We start from the raw sequence: 14,680 nt of genomic DNA, 5'->3' as shown, positions 1-14,680 counted from the left end.
TGCCTGGTCACTCTTCTGAACGGATGGGTTCGAGGCTAAACTCATGCCCCCGAACGCCATGGCCAAAACGAGGCTAACGCATGCAGTATCGCGACTTGCGCGACTTTATCAGCGGCCTGGAACAGCGCGGCGAACTCAAGCGCATCCAGGTTCCGGTGTCACCAGTGCTGGAAATGACCGAGGTCTGCGATCGCACCTTGCGGGCCAAGGGCCCGGCGCTGCTGTTCGAAAACCCGACCGGTTATGACATCCCCGTGCTTGGCAACCTGTTCGGTACGCCTGAGCGCGTAGCCTTGGGCATGGGCGCCGAAGCCGTCAGCGAACTGCGCGAGATTGGCAAACTGCTGGCCTTCCTCAAAGAGCCGGAGCCGCCAAAGGGGCTGAAAGACGCCTGGTCCAAGCTGCCGATATTCCGCAAAATCATTGCCATGGCGCCGAAAGTCGTCAAGGACGCCATCTGCCAGGAAGTGGTCATCGAAGGCGATGACGTCGACCTGGCAATGCTGCCAGTGCAGACCTGCTGGCCCGGCGACGTCGGCCCGCTGATTACCTGGGGCCTGACGGTCACCAAAGGCCCGAACAAGGATCGCCAGAACCTCGGCATCTATCGCCAGCAAGTGATTGGCCGCAACAAAGTCATCATGCGCTGGTTGAGCCATCGTGGCGGCGCGCTGGACTATCGCGAGTGGTGCGAAAAACATCCGGGCCAGCCATTCCCGGTATCCGTGGCGCTGGGTGCCGATCCTGCAACCATTCTCGGCGCGGTAACGCCGGTGCCGGACAGCCTGTCCGAGTACGCCTTCGCCGGCCTGTTGCGTGGTAACCGCACCGAGCTTGTGAAGTGCCGTGGCAACGACCTGCAAGTGCCGGCCACCGCCGAGATCATCCTTGAAGGCGTGATTCATCCAGGCGAAATGGCCGATGAAGGTCCGTACGGCGACCACACCGGCTATTACAACGAAGTCGACAGCTTCCCGGTGTTCACCGTCGAACGCATCACCCACCGGATCAAGCCGATCTACCACAGCACCTACACCGGCCGTCCACCGGATGAGCCGGCGATTCTCGGTGTGGCGCTGAACGAAGTGTTCGTGCCGATCCTGCAAAAGCAGTTCCCGGAGATCACCGACTTCTACCTGCCGCCTGAAGGCTGTTCGTACCGCATGGCCGTCGTGACCATGAAAAAGCAGTACCCCGGCCATGCCAAGCGGGTAATGCTCGGTGTCTGGTCGTTTTTGCGACAGTTCATGTATACCAAGTTCGTTATCGTCACTGACGACGATATCAACGCCCGCGACTGGAACGACGTGATCTGGGCCATCACCACGCGCATGGACCCCAAGCGCGATACGGTGATGATCGATAACACGCCGATCGACTACCTCGACTTCGCCTCGCCGATTTCCGGCCTGGGCTCGAAGATGGGGCTCGATGCCACGCATAAATGGCCTGGCGAAACCACCCGTGAGTGGGGCCGGGTAATCGTCAAGGATGAGGCGGTGACACGCCGGATCGATGCCATCTGGAATCAGTTAGGAATAGATTGATGCGTGTAACCTTGCAGCCGTCCGGAGCAGTGCTTGAGATACTGCCCGGCGAGCGGATTCTCGATGGGGCGCGGCGCCTGGGCTATGAGTGCCCGCAAAGCTGCCGTAATGGCAACTGCCACGTTTGCGCGGCGTTGCTGGTCGAAGGTCGGGTCAAACAGACCGGCGATGTGCGCGATCACGGCGAGTTCTACACTTGCATAGCAGAGCCGCTGGAAGACTGCATCGTATTGTGGGATGGCGTCCTTGCGCTGGGAGAATTACCGGTGCGCAGCCTGTCGTGTCAGGTCACTGAATGCGTAGACGTTGGCGGTGACACCTGGCGGGTTCGACTGCGGGCACCGGCAGGCAAGCCGCCGCGCTATCACGCCGGGCAGTACCTGCTGCTCGAGCGCGAGAATGGCGAGAAATCTGCCTTCTCGCTGGCCTCTGCGCCGCATTCAGGACGAGATCTGGAACTGCATGTGCTGGCGCGTGAAGCCAGTGCGCTCAGCCTGATCGAGCAGTTGCAGCGCAATCGCATGGTGCGCATTGAAATGCCCTTCGGCGATACGCATCTGGCCGAGTTGCCTGACTGTCCGCTGGTGTTGATGGCCGCCGGTACCGGCATGGGGCAGATCCACAGCCTGATCGAGCATTGCCGGGCCAAGGGATTCAAGCATCCGGTGCACCTGTACTGGGGCGTGCGGCGACCGGAAGACTTCTATCAGATCGAGCATTGGGATGAATGGCTGAAGCTGCCCAACCTGTTCCTGCACAAGGTCGTCAGCGATCTGTGCGGTTGGGAAGGGCGTTGCGGCATGCTGCACGAGGCGGTTTGCGAGGATTTCCCCGACCTGAAATCCCTGCATGTGTATGCCAGCGGTTCGCCGGCGATGGTTTACGGCACGTTGGACGCCTTGGTCAACGCCGGGATGGACGCGCACCAGATGCGCGCTGATGTCTTCGCCTACGCGCCCCGGCCGCAAGCAAGCTAGAAACGTACCCCGGTGGTGATCATGGCTGCATTAAAGCCGAGCAGAACTAGCTCGGCGGCGACCGGGCCGTAATGAGCGCCCAGTGATGGAATGATCACGGGCGCCACACCGAAGTGGTTGAGCGGAATCTTGTCCTTGTACTCGCCGCTGTAACCCTGGAGTAATCCACCGGTCAGCTTTATATACACCGGATAGTTGGCGCTCTCGTAACGCTTCCCCGCGTAGGCGTAATACGAACGCTGGCTGAACGAGTTACGAAAAGTCGCGGCGCCAAACAACCAGCCGGATGCTTCATTGCGTTCAAGGCCGATCAGATCCTGATTGTTATTGTGATCGGGGTCTGGCGAATAGTGTTTGGTATAGAGACTGGCCTGCAGATACCAGAATCCCTTGTCTTCTTGAGTTGGGCTTTCGACTGCCAGCGCCGGGGTGGCCAGCGCCAACAACAGCAGACCGTACATTCTCAGGTTTTTCATCTTGCGACCTCTATTGGTAATTCGGCTTGCGCCTGTGGAGGCTGCTATACGCCTGCATTCAAAGAAGGGGCGGCAGGGTATCAGACGAATACGTCAGAAAGATCTGTTAAATGACGGTTGATTCTGAACGTACACAAGGTTTATGCATATTTCATTCGGGTATTTAGGATATTTTCCAAAGAGTATTAGGCTATATACCGGGCTCCTTCATTGGCGCAGTCCTTGATATAGAAGGGTCATACGTCCTTTAGTACTTTTCGTTTTACGTTTACTGCTATATGTTCTATGACGTTAATCTTGCTTACATCCTGTAATACTTGTGGGACTGAACACCTTTTGCCATGACCGCCATTGAATCTGCTTGTTTGAATCTGGCTTACCCTCCGCGGCTCGATCTGGGCGCGCAGCTGACTCACGAACAATTGCTCAGCTCGATGCAGGCCACCATGGCCCGGCACAAGGGCGGGCCGGTCTGGTTATTCGCTTACGGTTCATTGATCTGGCGCCCGGAATGCACCGCCGTCGAGCGGGTGCGCGGACGCGTGCATGGTTACCATCGCGGTTTGTACCTGTGGTCCCACGAACACCGCGGTACGCCGGAAATGCCAGGGCTGGTGTTTGGGCTGGATCGCGGCGGCTCTTGCAGCGGCTTTGCCTATCGGCTGCCGGATGACCAGTTGGAAGCCTCGCTGTACGCGCTTTGGCAGCGCGAAATGCCGGTGCCGTCTTATCGCCCGCACTGGCTCAATTGCCGGCTGGAAGACGGAAACAAGGTTCAGGCATTGGGGTTTGTGTTGGAGCGGCACCTGCCCAGCTATGCCGGTAACTTGCCGGACCATGTGCTGAGCCAGGTGTTCGAAAGCGCTTGCGGGCGTTACGGCACCACTCGCGATTATGTCGAGCAGACCGCACACGCCCTGCGCAGCCACGCCATGCCAGACCGGAATCTGGAGGCGCGGCTCAAGCGCTGTAAGGCTTAAGCGAGCGCTTCACGGCCCTGACTGGCGACTTGCTTGTGCCACAAGGTCGGTGCCAGGCAAGCCATTGCCAACAGGCATGCACCGACCAGCAACACGAAACCGCCATCCCAGCCGAAATGGTCCACGGTGTAGCCCATCGCTGCACTGGCCGCGACCGAGCCACCCAGATACCCGAACAGGCCGGTGAAACCTGCCGCAGTGCCGGCGGCTTTCTTCGGTGCCAGTTCCAGCGCTTGCAGACCGATCAGCATCACCGGGCCGTAGATCAGGAAGCCGATGGAGAACAGCGCGATCATGTCGATGGTCGGGTTGCCGGCCGGATTCAGCCAGTAAACCAGAGTCGCCACGGTCACCAGTGCCATGAACACCATGCCGGTCAGGCCGCGGTTGCCACGGAAGATCTTGTCCGACATCCAGCCGCACAGCAGCGTGCCCGGAATACCTGCCCACTCGTAGAAGAAGTACGCCCACGAGGTCTTATCCACGTCGAAGTGCTTGGCTTCCTTCAGGTAGGTCGGCGCCCAGTCCAGTACGCCGTAGCGCAGCAGGTAGACAAAGACGTTGGCCATGGCGATGTACCAGAGCATTTTGTTGCGCAGCACGTATTTGACGAAGATTTCCTTGGCGCTGAATTCGTCTTCGTGGCTGGCGTCGTAGCCTTCAGGGTAATCGTTCTTGTATTTCTCGATGGGCGGCAGGCCTACCGATTGCGGGGTATCGCGCATCACCATGAAGGCGAACACGGCCACCAGCAACGCTACGGCGGCCGGGACGTAGAACGCTGCGTGCCAATCATTGAACAGGCCCATGCCAAGCAGGAATAACGGGCCGATCAGGCCACCGCCGACGTTATGCGCGACGTTCCAGACCGACACCACGCCACCGCGTTCCTTCTGCGACCACCAGTGCACCATGGTCCGGCCACTTGGCGGCCAGCCCATGCCCTGGGCCCAGCCGTTGATGAACAGCAGGATGAACATCATGGTTACGCTGGACGTTGCCCACGGTGCGAAACCGAAAATGAACATGACCCCGGCCGATACCAGCAGGCCGAAGGGCAGGAAGTAACGCGGGTTGGAACGGTCGGACACCAGCCCCATCAAAAACTTCGACAAACCGTAGGCAATCGCGATCGCCGACATCGCCAGACCCAACTGACCACGGGTGTAGCCTTCGTCAATCAGGTACGGCATGGCCAGGGAGAAGTTCTTTCGCAGCAGGTAATAACCGGCGTAGCCAAAGAAAATCCCGGCGAAGATTTGCCAGCGCAAGCGCCGGTAGGTGCTGTCTACGTGTTCTTCAGGCAATGGAGCCTGATGTGCGGCAGGACGAAAGAAAGCAAACATTCAAGAGCTCCAAATTTCTTGTTTTGACTGCGGATGCGAATGTTACAGTTTCGTTACCGAAAAAAGCACCGCTTGTCGTCAAGGAAATCGAGAGAAGTGAACGGGAACGCATGTTCTTTTATGAACATGCGCTCTTCAGGTGGAAGGAAGGGGGGCGATCCGGGTAATCAGCTGCCATCTCCGGGCAGCAGATGTTCCTGAATCTTCTTGCTGTGGGATTCGACCAAACTTCCCTGGTCATCGAAGCGCAATACGATCAGCCAGTCATAGACGTCTTCCGGCCAGGATTTCTGCCCGGTCAACGCTTGGCCATCGCCACCGAACGCTTCGATCAGATTGTCGATGTGCCCGTGATGCCAGGCGATCAATACAACCGGGGCCTGGTTGTTCTTGCCCAGCGATTTGACCAGTTTGTCGACTTCATCATCGGCATAGGGTTGCTCGATCGGAAGGTGCAGACGCTGGGACAGCGGTGTCAGGGTCAGCCGTGGTCGCGCGCTGGACTTGCTGTCGCTGGTGGCGATCAGGCGTTGCGGTACCAGGTTCTTGCTGCCCAGCTGCAGCGGGTCGAAATAATGTGCATAAGCCTCGGCGCGCTGCTCGCCACGAGGGCTGAGCCCCATGCCCTGATCGGGTTTTTCCGCGTGCCGGACGATCAGTACGGTGACATTTTTCAGGCCCTGAGCGGTCTTGTCACTTTGATTTGCCGTTGCCTGCGTTGACATCGCCAATGCAGGTAAAACGGCCAGACCCAATAACAATGTGCGCAGCATCATGCTCATCCTCCGTCCTGTGATGGGTAAACAGACTCGAAGCGTAGCAGGGAGTCTGGTTCACCGTACCTGCACCACCACCTTTCCAACGGCCTTGCGCTGACCCAGATCATTGATGGCATTGGCGACCTGAGCCAGCGGGTAAACCTGCGACACCAGCGGCTTGAGCTTGCCTTTGGCGAACCAGCCGAACAGTTGCTGGAAATTCGCGGCATTGTCTTGCGGCTGGCGTTGGGCGAAGGAGCCCCAGAACACCCCGAGTACAGCAGCACCCTTGAGCAGAGCGAGGTTCACCGGTAGTTCCGGGATGCGTCCGCTGGCGAAACCGACCACCAGCAGGCGGCCGTTCCAGGCAATGGCGCGGATCGCCTGGTCGAACAGGTCGCCACCTACCGGATCGTAGATCACGTCGGCGCCGTTGCCGTCGGTCAGGCGCTTGATTTCGTCCTTGAGGTTGGTTTCGCTGTAGTTGATCAGCTCATCGGCGCCGGCAGCCTTGGCCACGGCGAGTTTCTCGGCGCTGCTGGCGGCAGCGATGACCCGGGCACCCATGGCTTTACCGATTTCCACGGCGGCCAGGCCGACACCGCCCGAAGCGCCGAGCACCAGCAGGGTTTCCCCGGGTTGCAGGTTGCCGCGCTGTTTCAGCGCGTGCATCGAAGTGCCGTAGGTCATGCTGAAGGCGGCGGCGGTGTTGAAGTCCATCGACGGCGGGATAGGCAGCACGTTGTAGCCCGGCACCGCGACTTGTTCGGCAAAACTGCCCCATCCGGTCAGTGCCATGACCCGGTCACCCACCTTGAGGTGGCTGACTTTTTCGCCCACCGCGCTCACCACTCCAGCCGCTTCACCGCCCGGCGAAAACGGGAAGGGCGGCTTGAACTGGTATTTGCCCTCGATGATCAGCGTGTCCGGGAAGTTCACCCCGGCCGCATGCACGTCCAGGAGGATTTCGTTCTTCTTGGCGACAGGGCTCGCGACTTCTTCCAGCACCAGCGATTCGGCAGGGCCGAAGGCTTTGCACAGCACGGCTTTCATCAGGGCTATTCCTTTGGGAGTGATGGCCGATAAGTGTAGGTGTGTGAGTCAACGGGTCAACGAGCATGCCCGCCCCTGATAGGCAGCCATAAGCTTTGTGCTTGGGCTGCGGGTGGTTATGCTAGGCCGCAAACCGGATGAGGAGCGAATTGTGAAAGCGTGGATCATGTTGATGCTGGCCCTGTCTCTGCCTGTGGCAGCGATGGCCGAAGAAGCCAAAGAAGGCGAAGCGCCGAAAGTCAGCTATATCAGCCTGAGCCCACCGTTCGTGGGTAACTACGGGCTGGATGGCACCCCGAAGCTCAAGGTCTACAAGGCTGATGTGGCGTTGCGGGTAACCGGTGACGAAGCGGTCAAGGCTGTGAAGGCCAACGAGCCATTGATCCGCAATCAGCTGGTTGCACTGTTCGCCCAGCAAACCACTGAAACCATGAACAACGTCGAAGCGAAAGAAAAGCTGCGTCAGGAAGCCTTGAAGCAGACCCAGCAAGTGATGAATGACGAAACCGGCAAGCCGGTGGTTGACGATCTGTTGTTCAACAACCTGATCATTCAATAAGCCTTCCGTTGTCCGGGCGGGCCTCTTCGCGAGCAAGCCCGCTCCCACAGGGGGTTAGTGCCGTTCACAACATTGTGGATGGACACCGATTCAGTGTGGGAGCGAGCTTGCTCGCGATAGCATTCGTGCAGTCGCCGCATTGCTCACGAGCGTAAAGCAATCACCGCCGCCCACTGCTCAGCGGTCACTGGCATCACCGACAATCGCGAGCCTTTCTGCACCAGTGGCATCTCTGCCAGTGCCGTCTGCTGTTTCAGGTAATCGAGCTTCAACACCTTGGAGAAGGTCTCGACATGGGCGACGTTGATCGCGCTCCAGGCATTTTTCTCGGGTGTGGCCTTCGGGTCGAAGTAAGCACTCTCGGGTTCCAGCGCCGTTGGGTCCGGATACGCTGCTTCGATGATTCGTCCGACCCCGGCGATGCCCGGTTCGGGGCAGCTGGAGTGGTAAAAGAAAAACTCGTCGCCGACCGCCATGGCCCGCAGGAAATTACGTGCCTGATAATTGCGAACGCCGTCCCAGCGGGCTTCGCCGAGCTTCTCCAGGCCTTTGATCGAGAGCTCGTCGGGCTCGGATTTCATAAGCCAGTAGGCCATCTGTTTTGCTCCGAAATCGGTGGTCGGGAACGTTACCCGGCGATTTTATGACAAACCGACGGTCGGTTGACGTCAGCGTTTGCGTGTCGCTTCACGTTACCGCAAAATGCCGGACTTTTAAGCGAGACGCGGCAAGCACGGCCTATTTCGGTACCGTTGCTGTCATCGTGTGCGACATGCCTTGAGGGGGGCAATCGATGAAACGCAAACCGGATTTACTGTGGATTTTAGTGATTGTGTTCGGCCTGGGCGTCGTAACCACGGGTTATGCGCAAAGCCTGTGGGCGAACAAGACTGATGCACCGATCGAAGTCGCGCAACAACAGAAACAACCTCTAAAGCCGCACAAGCGCTAAAACCGCTGCAAGCGACGCCGCTGATGGCAGTGGCGTCCAGATCTAGTCCGCGAAATACCACTTCCTGTCAGTCACCGTTCCTTGCATCGGTACATCCCAGCTCGCTTGATCCAGCTTTTCGACTTTCTGGCATTCATGGGCCAGGCCCAGCAGCGTCGGCTTGCGCCAGGTCTTGCGACGTGCCAGATAGGCCAGGCTGCGATCGTAGAAACCGCCCCCCATCCCCAGGCGTCCGCCGTGTTCGTCAAAGCCGACCAACGGCAACAACACCAGATCCAGTGCCCAGACCTTGCGTTGCTTGGCCTGGTTGACCCGAGGTTCAAGAATGCGAAAGCGGTTGGGCCGCAGCTTTTCACCGGGGCGAATGCGCTGAAAGACCATCTTGGTTCGCGGCCAGGCGCTGAGTACGGGCAGGTAAGTCGCCTTGCCCCGGCGTTGAGCGGCGCGCAGCAGCAGGCGCGGGTCGATTTCACCGTCGGTAGGCAGGTACAGGGAAATGTGTTTTGCGCGGCGGAACAGCGGGTGTTGCGCCAATTGTCGATACAGCCCGCGAGCAGCCTGGCGTTGCTCACTGTTGCTCAGTGCGCGACGTGCCTGGCGCAGCATGCGTCGAAGTTGCGGGCGGGATAGCGGCGCAGGTTCGGTCATCGTCATGGGCTGTTCGAGTGTCGAGGGCACCAGGGCGGTGACATCGTAAAAAGCCGATGCCGGCAAAAACCGGCATCGGCTTGAATCCAGGCTCCCCGGATGAACCGCTGTCGACTTAGCCCTTGAACCCGAAAGTTCAAGGTGGAAGATGCAGTAGGCTTTAAGGCTTTCCGTCTAGCGGACATGCACACCAGCCCAACGTGCAACTTCCAGGGTAGTGCGAATCGGCTCAGGGACATCGTCAACTGGCAAGCACCCCAGGGAGTGGCGCGAGTATACCGCAACCTCCCTCGGGAATCAGCCTTTGCTGACATCCGGATCGGTGGCGAGCACCAGATCCACCCGATCAAGCAGATCACGCACCTGCTCGCGGGTCGAGCCGCTGGCCTGTACGTCAGGACGTTCTCGCGTATGCAACAGATCGTGGGTGATGTTCAGCGCGGCCATCACCGCGATGCGATCGGCGCCGATCACTTTGCCGCTGCTGCGGATTTCGCGCATCTTGCCGTCCAGGTAACGGGCGGCGCTCACCAGATTGCTGCGCTCTTCCTGGGGGCAAATGATCGAGTACTCTTTATCGAGGATCTGCACGGTAACGCTATTGCTTGAACTCATGAGTCTTGCTCCAGGGCCTTGAGGCGCGAAATCATCGATTCGACCTTACGCCGGGCGATTTCGTTTTTTTCAATGAGGTGCGCGCGTTCCTCGCGCCAGGTCTTTTCCTGAGCTAATAAGAGTCCGTTCTGGCTCTTAAGTTGCTCGACTCGGGTAATTAGCAGCTCGAGTCTGGCCATCAGCGCTTGCAAGTCGGTGTCTTCCATACGTGTTCCACGGGATTTGTCTGATTGCTGGCGGACAGCCTTTAATAGTCTTGGCGAGTCTGTCGATGTAGGATACAAGGCCTTCATTCTAGACATAGCGCCGTCTGGCGCCTAGCTGCCCATGCCCATTCAGAATTCTCCGTATCAAGCCTTCGCCACCCTGCTGAGCACCAGCGGCCATCCTGTCTCGCCTGCCGAACTGCACGGCCTGCTGCTCGGTCGCAGCTGCGCCGGCGCCGGTTTTGAAGCCGATGGCTGGCTGGTCGATGCCGCCGAGCTGCTCGAAGGCGAACCACAAGACAACGTCCGCAACGCCCTGATCGGCCTGCAAGAGATGGTCAAGGGCGAGCTGACCAGCGATGACATGACCGTCGTTCTGCTGTTGCCGACCGATGACGCACCGCTCACCGAGCGCGCGGCAGCGCTGGGCCAATGGTGCCAGGGTTTCCTTAGCGGTTTCGGCCTGAACTGCCGTGACAGCAGCATGCTGAGCACTGAAGCCACCGAAGTCCTGCAGGATCTCGCGGCTATCGCTCAGGTGCAAGACGCGCTGGAAGAGTCCGACGACGGCGAAAGCGACTATATGGAAGTCATGGAGTACCTGCGGGTCGCGCCATTGCTGCTGTTCACCGAGACCAAAAAACCGGCGCAAGCCGCTGCTGCCAAACCTTCTCTGCACTGATCGTTTGCAAGGGACTTCCATCTGCCCATGATTCATATCCCTAAATCGGAATACACCCGCCGCCGCAAGGCGTTGATGGCGCAGATGGAACCCAACAGCATCGCAATCCTGCCGGCTGCGGCCGTGGCGATCCGTAATCGCGACGTCGAGCACGTTTACCGGCAGGACAGTGACTTCCAGTACCTCAGCGGTTTCCCCGAGCCTCAGGCCGTCATCGTGCTGATACCCGGCCGTGAGCATGGCGAATACATTCTGTTCTGCCGTGAACGCAACGCCGAACGCGAGCTGTGGGATGGCCTGCGTGCCGGGCAGGAAGGTGCAATCCGGGATTTCGGCGCCGACGATGCCTTTCCGATCACCGACATCGACGACATCCTCCCGGGCCTGATCGAAGGCCGCGACCGGGTGTATTCGGCCATGGGCAGCAATCCGGAGTTCGACCGTCACCTGATGGACTGGATCAATGTGATCCGCTCCAAGGCGAACCTGGGCGCCCAGCCACCGAACGAATTCGTTGCGCTGGATCATCTGCTGCACGACATGCGCCTGTATAAATCGGCGGCAGAAGTGAAGGTGATGCGCGAAGCCGCACGGATCTCCGCGCAGGCGCACGTCCGCGCCATGCAGGCCAGCCGTGTCGGCTTGCATGAGTTCAGCCTGGAAGCCGAGCTCGATTACGAGTTTCGCAAAGGCGGGGCGAAAATGCCGGCTTATGGTTCGATCGTCGCCGCCGGACGCAACAGCTGCATCCTGCATTACCAGCAGAATGACGCGCTGCTCAAGGACGGCGATCTGGTGCTGATCGATGCCGGTTGCGAGATCGACTGTTACGCCAGCGACATCACCCGCACCTGGCCGGTCAACGGCAAGTATTCGCCGGAACAGAAGGCGATCTACGAGTTGGTGCTGGAATCGCAAGCCGCCGCGTTTGCCCAGATCGCCCCGAACAAGCACTGGAACCAGGCGCACGAGGCGACGGTTCAAGTGATTACCTCCGGCCTGGTGAAGCTCGGTTTGTTGCAGGGCGATGTCGATGAGTTGATTGCCAGCGAAGCCTACAAGGCGTTTTACATGCACCGCGCCGGCCATTGGCTGGGCATGGATGTGCATGACGTCGGCGAGTACAAGGTCGGCGGTGAATGGCGGGTGCTGGAAGTCGGCATGGCGCTGACCGTCGAGCCGGGCATCTACATTGCCCCGGATAATCTGAACGTGGCGAAGAAATGGCGCGGCATTGGCGTGCGCATCGAGGATGACGTAGTGGTAACCAAGCAGGGCTGTGAAATCCTGACCAACGGCGTGCCGAGAACGGTCGCCGAGATCGAGGCCTTGATGGCCGCTGCCCGGACCCGGGCGGCATGAACCGGGTCAACCTGGCAATCATCGGTGGCGGTCTGGTGGGCGCCAGCCTGGCGTTGGCCTTGCAGGCCGGTGCCCGTGCTCGTGGCTGGAAGATCGTACTGATCGAACCGTTTGCCCCCGGCGACAGCTACCAGCCAAGCTACGACGCGCGCTCCTCGGCGCTGTCTTTCGGCGCTCGGCAGATTTATCAGCGGTTGGGCCTGTGGCAGGAAATCTCCCGCCGTGCAGAGCCGATCAAACAGATCCATGTTTCCGACCGTGGGCGCTTCTCCACAGCGCGACTGTCGGCCATGGAAGAGGGCGTTCCGGCCTTGGGTTACGTGGTGGAAAACGCCTGGCTGGGCCAATGCCTCTGGCAGGGGCTGGACAAGGACGTGGTCAGTTGGCGCTGCCCGGCCGAAGTCACGCGCATGGAACCGCTGGAAGACGGCTACCGCCTGACCCTCAACGATGAAACCCTACTGGAGTGCGAGCTCGCGGTGCTGGCCGATGGCGGTCGTTCGGGCTTGCGCGAGCAACTGGGGATCGGTGTCAAAAAGCGTCCGTACAACCAAAGTGCGTTGATCGCCAACATTACCCCCAGCGAAGCCCATAACGGCATGGCGTTCGAGCGCTTCACCGATGACGGCCCGATGGCCTTGCTGCCGCTGCCGGAAAACCGCTGCGCGCTGGTCTGGACTCGCCTGGGCATGGACGCGCAGCGTCTGGCGGCACTCGATGAACGCAGTTTCCTCAGCGAGTTGCAGGGCGTGTTCGGCTATCGCCTCGGCACGCTCAAGCAGGTCGGCGCGCGGAATCTATACCCATTGTCACTGATCGAGGCCGAAGAGCAGGTGCGTCCGCATCTGGCCGTACTGGGCAACGCTGCCCACAGCCTGCACCCGATTGCCGGCCAGGGCTTCAACCTGTCGCTGCGCGACGCCCAGGCCTTGGCCGAAGCGCTGCTCGCCAGCCCGAGTGCACCGGGCGACTTCGCCACCTTGCAGGCTTACCGCGAACGCCAGCGCCTGGACCAGAACCTCACCGTGGGCTTCTCCGATCAGGTCACCCGGTTGTTCGGCAGTACCCAGCCGCTGGTTTCGCTGGGGCGCAACATCGGCCTGTTGGGCCTCGACCTGTTGCCGCCGGCCAAACGCTGGTTCGCCCGGCAAGCCATGGGGTTGGGAACACGTTCCGATGGTTGAGTGGTCATCCCGGTGTTTCGATATTCAGGACGGCGCGGGCAGCGTGGTCGATAAAACCCTTTACGTGCGGCTCACGCCGCAAGCGAGACAGGCTTAAAGCATGGAAATGCGCGCAGATCTGCTGATTGTCGGGGCCGGAATGGTCGGGAGCGCGTTGGCGCTGGCGTTACAGAACAGCGGGCTGGAAGTCCTGCTGCTCGACGGCAGCCCCATGAGTGTCAAACCCTTCGATGCGCAGTCGGCATTCGAGCCTCGAGTGAGCGCCTTGTCGGCCGCCAGTCAGCGGATCCTCGAGCGTCTGGGCGTGTGGGACGGTGTCGTCAACCGGCGTAGCAGCCCTTATACCGATATGCACGTCTGGGACGGCAGCGGCACCGGGCAGATTCATTTCTCGGCCACCAGCGTCCACGCCGAGGCACTGGGGCATATCGTCGAAAACCGGGTGGTGCAGGATGCACTGCTCGATCGCCTGCATGATTGCGACCTCGGACTGCTGGCCAATGCGCGCCTGGAACAGATGCGCCGTTCCGGCGACGACTGGCTGCTGACCCTGGCCGATGGCCGCACACTGCGTGCACCGCTGGTGATCGCGGCGGACGGCGCCAACTCGGCGGTGCGTCGTCTTGCGGGTGTCGCGACCCGCGAATGGGATTACCTGCATCACGCCATCGTCACCAGCGTTCGCAGCTCGCTGCCGCATCAAATGACCGCCTGGCAGCGTTTTACCGACCACGGCCCGCTGGCTTTCCTGCCCTTGGAGCGTGACGGTCAGCAAGACTGGTGCTCGATCGTTTGGTCGACCACCCCGAGCGAAGCCGAGCGTCTGATGGCGCTGGATGACGAAGGTTTCTGTCGTGAGCTGGAACGCGCCTTCGAAGGGCGTTTGGGCAATGTGCTGAGCGCCGACCCGCGACTTTGCGTGCCGTTGCGTCAGCGCCACGCCAAGCGCTATGTGGCCGAAGGCCTGGCGCTGATCGGTGACGCCGCTCACACCATTCACCCGTTGGCCGGGCAGGGCGTCAACCTCGGTTTTCTCGACGCTGCGGTTCTGGCCGAAGTGCTGCTGCAGGCGGCCAGCCGTGGCGAGCGCCTGGCGGATGTGAAAGTCCTCAGCCGCTATGAGCGTCGACGCATGCCGCACAACCTGGCGTTGATGGCGGCGATGGAAGGCTTTGAGCGCTTGTTCCAGGCTGACCCTTTGCCGCTGCGCTGGTTGCGTAATACCGGGTTGAAAATGGTCGACCAGATGCCCGAAGCCAAGGCGCTGTTCGTGCGCGAAGCGCTTGGATTGATCGGGGATCTGCCGGCATTGGCCAAGGCCTGAAGTCTTTGGTG

17 protein-coding genes and 1 other RNA gene are annotated in these 14,680 nt (G+C 60.2%); 9 read left to right on the top strand and 9 right to left on the bottom strand.

Features of this window, described 5'->3' with window-relative positions; genetic code table 11:
- The first annotated feature begins 80 nt into the window (after positions 1-80).
- Complete coding sequence (gene ubiD, locus AC1DIG_RS12435) at positions 81-1,547, top strand: 4-hydroxy-3-polyprenylbenzoate decarboxylase (RefSeq protein WP_216744308.1); 1,467 nt, start codon at positions 81-83, stop codon at positions 1,545-1,547.
- Positions 1,547-2,524, top strand: a complete 978-nt coding sequence (locus tag AC1DIG_RS12430) for a CDP-6-deoxy-delta-3,4-glucoseen reductase (protein WP_477767545.1) — start codon at positions 1,547-1,549, stop codon at positions 2,522-2,524. The genes ubiD and AC1DIG_RS12430 overlap by 1 nt, the downstream gene beginning before the upstream one ends.
- Here the strand turns inward: AC1DIG_RS12430 and AC1DIG_RS12425 are convergent.
- Positions 2,521-3,000 (bottom strand): sn-glycerol-3-phosphate transporter, encoded by a 480-nt coding sequence (locus tag AC1DIG_RS12425; protein ID WP_477767544.1) that lies wholly within the window; start codon positions 2,998-3,000, stop codon positions 2,521-2,523. The genes AC1DIG_RS12430 and AC1DIG_RS12425 overlap by 4 nt on opposite strands.
- A 341-nt stretch (positions 3,001-3,341) precedes the next feature.
- Here AC1DIG_RS12425 and AC1DIG_RS12420 point away from each other — a divergent pair, with 341 nt between their 5' ends.
- Positions 3,342-3,980: a gamma-glutamylcyclotransferase gene (locus AC1DIG_RS12420; RefSeq protein WP_477767543.1), complete on the top strand. Its 639-nt coding sequence runs from the start codon at positions 3,342-3,344 to the stop codon at positions 3,978-3,980.
- Here AC1DIG_RS12420 and glpT read toward each other — a convergent pair.
- The 3 genes from glpT to AC1DIG_RS12405 form a co-directional block, all read right to left on the bottom strand.
- Positions 3,977-5,326 carry a glycerol-3-phosphate transporter gene (glpT, locus tag AC1DIG_RS12415; protein WP_054594577.1) on the bottom strand — a complete coding sequence of 450 codons (1,350 nt, stop codon included), beginning with the start codon at positions 5,324-5,326 and terminating at the stop codon, positions 3,977-3,979. The genes AC1DIG_RS12420 and glpT overlap by 4 nt on opposite strands.
- A 167-nt stretch (positions 5,327-5,493) precedes the next feature.
- A complete protein-coding gene (locus AC1DIG_RS12410) occupies positions 5,494-6,108 on the bottom strand; it encodes a flagellar basal body-associated protein FliL (RefSeq protein ID WP_477767542.1) in 615 nt (204 codons plus the stop codon).
- 51 nt (positions 6,109-6,159) lie between these two features.
- Positions 6,160-7,137: an NADPH:quinone oxidoreductase family protein gene (locus AC1DIG_RS12405; RefSeq protein WP_477767541.1), complete on the bottom strand. Its 978-nt coding sequence runs from the start codon at positions 7,135-7,137 to the stop codon at positions 6,160-6,162.
- 151 nt (positions 7,138-7,288) lie between these two features.
- Between AC1DIG_RS12405 and AC1DIG_RS12400 the strand changes: the two genes are divergently transcribed.
- Positions 7,289-7,696, top strand: a complete 408-nt coding sequence (locus AC1DIG_RS12400; RefSeq protein WP_477767540.1) for a flagellar basal body-associated protein FliL — start codon at positions 7,289-7,291, stop codon at positions 7,694-7,696.
- A 143-nt stretch (positions 7,697-7,839) separates the two neighbouring features.
- On the opposite strand, the gene AC1DIG_RS12395 is transcribed toward AC1DIG_RS12400, so the two are convergent.
- Complete coding sequence (locus AC1DIG_RS12395) at positions 7,840-8,292, bottom strand: EVE domain-containing protein (protein WP_477767539.1); 453 nt, start codon at positions 8,290-8,292, stop codon at positions 7,840-7,842.
- A gap of 197 nt (positions 8,293-8,489) precedes the next feature.
- On the opposite strand from AC1DIG_RS12395, the gene AC1DIG_RS12390 reads away from it, so the two are divergent.
- Positions 8,490-8,648, top strand: a complete 159-nt coding sequence (locus AC1DIG_RS12390; protein WP_178098566.1) for a hypothetical protein — start codon at positions 8,490-8,492, stop codon at positions 8,646-8,648.
- A 42-nt stretch (positions 8,649-8,690) separates the two neighbouring features.
- Here the strand turns inward: AC1DIG_RS12390 and AC1DIG_RS12385 are convergent, their stop codons facing one another.
- The 4 genes from AC1DIG_RS12385 to AC1DIG_RS12370 form a co-directional block, all read right to left on the bottom strand.
- On the bottom strand, positions 8,691-9,296 hold the full coding sequence (locus tag AC1DIG_RS12385; RefSeq protein ID WP_103317899.1) for a 5-formyltetrahydrofolate cyclo-ligase: 606 nt from the start codon (positions 9,294-9,296) through the stop codon (positions 8,691-8,693).
- 88 nt (positions 9,297-9,384) lie between these two features.
- A non-coding RNA gene (gene ssrS, locus AC1DIG_RS12380) (6S RNA) lies at positions 9,385-9,563 on the bottom strand.
- A gap of 30 nt (positions 9,564-9,593) precedes the next feature.
- Positions 9,594-9,911: a cell division protein ZapA gene (locus tag AC1DIG_RS12375; RefSeq protein ID WP_019694181.1), complete on the bottom strand. Its 318-nt coding sequence runs from the start codon at positions 9,909-9,911 to the stop codon at positions 9,594-9,596.
- Positions 9,908-10,117, bottom strand: a complete 210-nt coding sequence (locus AC1DIG_RS12370; RefSeq protein WP_007982902.1) for a TIGR02449 family protein — start codon at positions 10,115-10,117, stop codon at positions 9,908-9,910. Before AC1DIG_RS12370 ends, AC1DIG_RS12375 begins: the two co-directional genes overlap by 4 nt.
- A 121-nt stretch (positions 10,118-10,238) precedes the next feature.
- Between AC1DIG_RS12370 and AC1DIG_RS12365 the strand changes: the two genes are divergently transcribed.
- From AC1DIG_RS12365 to AC1DIG_RS12350, 4 genes are all read left to right on the top strand, one after another.
- The gene (locus tag AC1DIG_RS12365; RefSeq protein ID WP_477767538.1) at positions 10,239-10,799 is read left to right on the top strand and encodes a YecA/YgfB family protein; all 561 of its coding nucleotides are present in this window, start codon (positions 10,239-10,241) and stop codon (positions 10,797-10,799) included.
- A 27-nt stretch (positions 10,800-10,826) separates the two neighbouring features.
- Positions 10,827-12,161 carry a Xaa-Pro aminopeptidase gene (gene pepP / locus AC1DIG_RS12360; protein ID WP_477767537.1) on the top strand — a complete coding sequence of 445 codons (1,335 nt, stop codon included), beginning with the start codon at positions 10,827-10,829 and terminating at the stop codon, positions 12,159-12,161.
- Positions 12,158-13,345 (top strand): 2-octaprenyl-6-methoxyphenyl hydroxylase, encoded by a 1,188-nt coding sequence (ubiH, locus tag AC1DIG_RS12355; RefSeq protein WP_477767536.1) that lies wholly within the window; start codon positions 12,158-12,160, stop codon positions 13,343-13,345. The genes pepP and ubiH overlap by 4 nt, the downstream gene beginning before the upstream one ends.
- 106 nt (positions 13,346-13,451) lie before the next feature.
- Positions 13,452-14,669 carry a 2-octaprenyl-3-methyl-6-methoxy-1,4-benzoquinol hydroxylase gene (locus tag AC1DIG_RS12350; protein WP_477767577.1) on the top strand — a complete coding sequence of 406 codons (1,218 nt, stop codon included), beginning with the start codon at positions 13,452-13,454 and terminating at the stop codon, positions 14,667-14,669.
- The last annotated feature ends 11 nt before the right edge of the window (positions 14,670-14,680 follow it).

The sequence above is a fragment of the Pseudomonas sp. 05N431 genome (assembly GCF_056397005.1).
The sequence above is the reverse complement of the archived record's forward strand: the minus strand, read 5'-3'. Positions and strand labels throughout refer to the sequence as shown.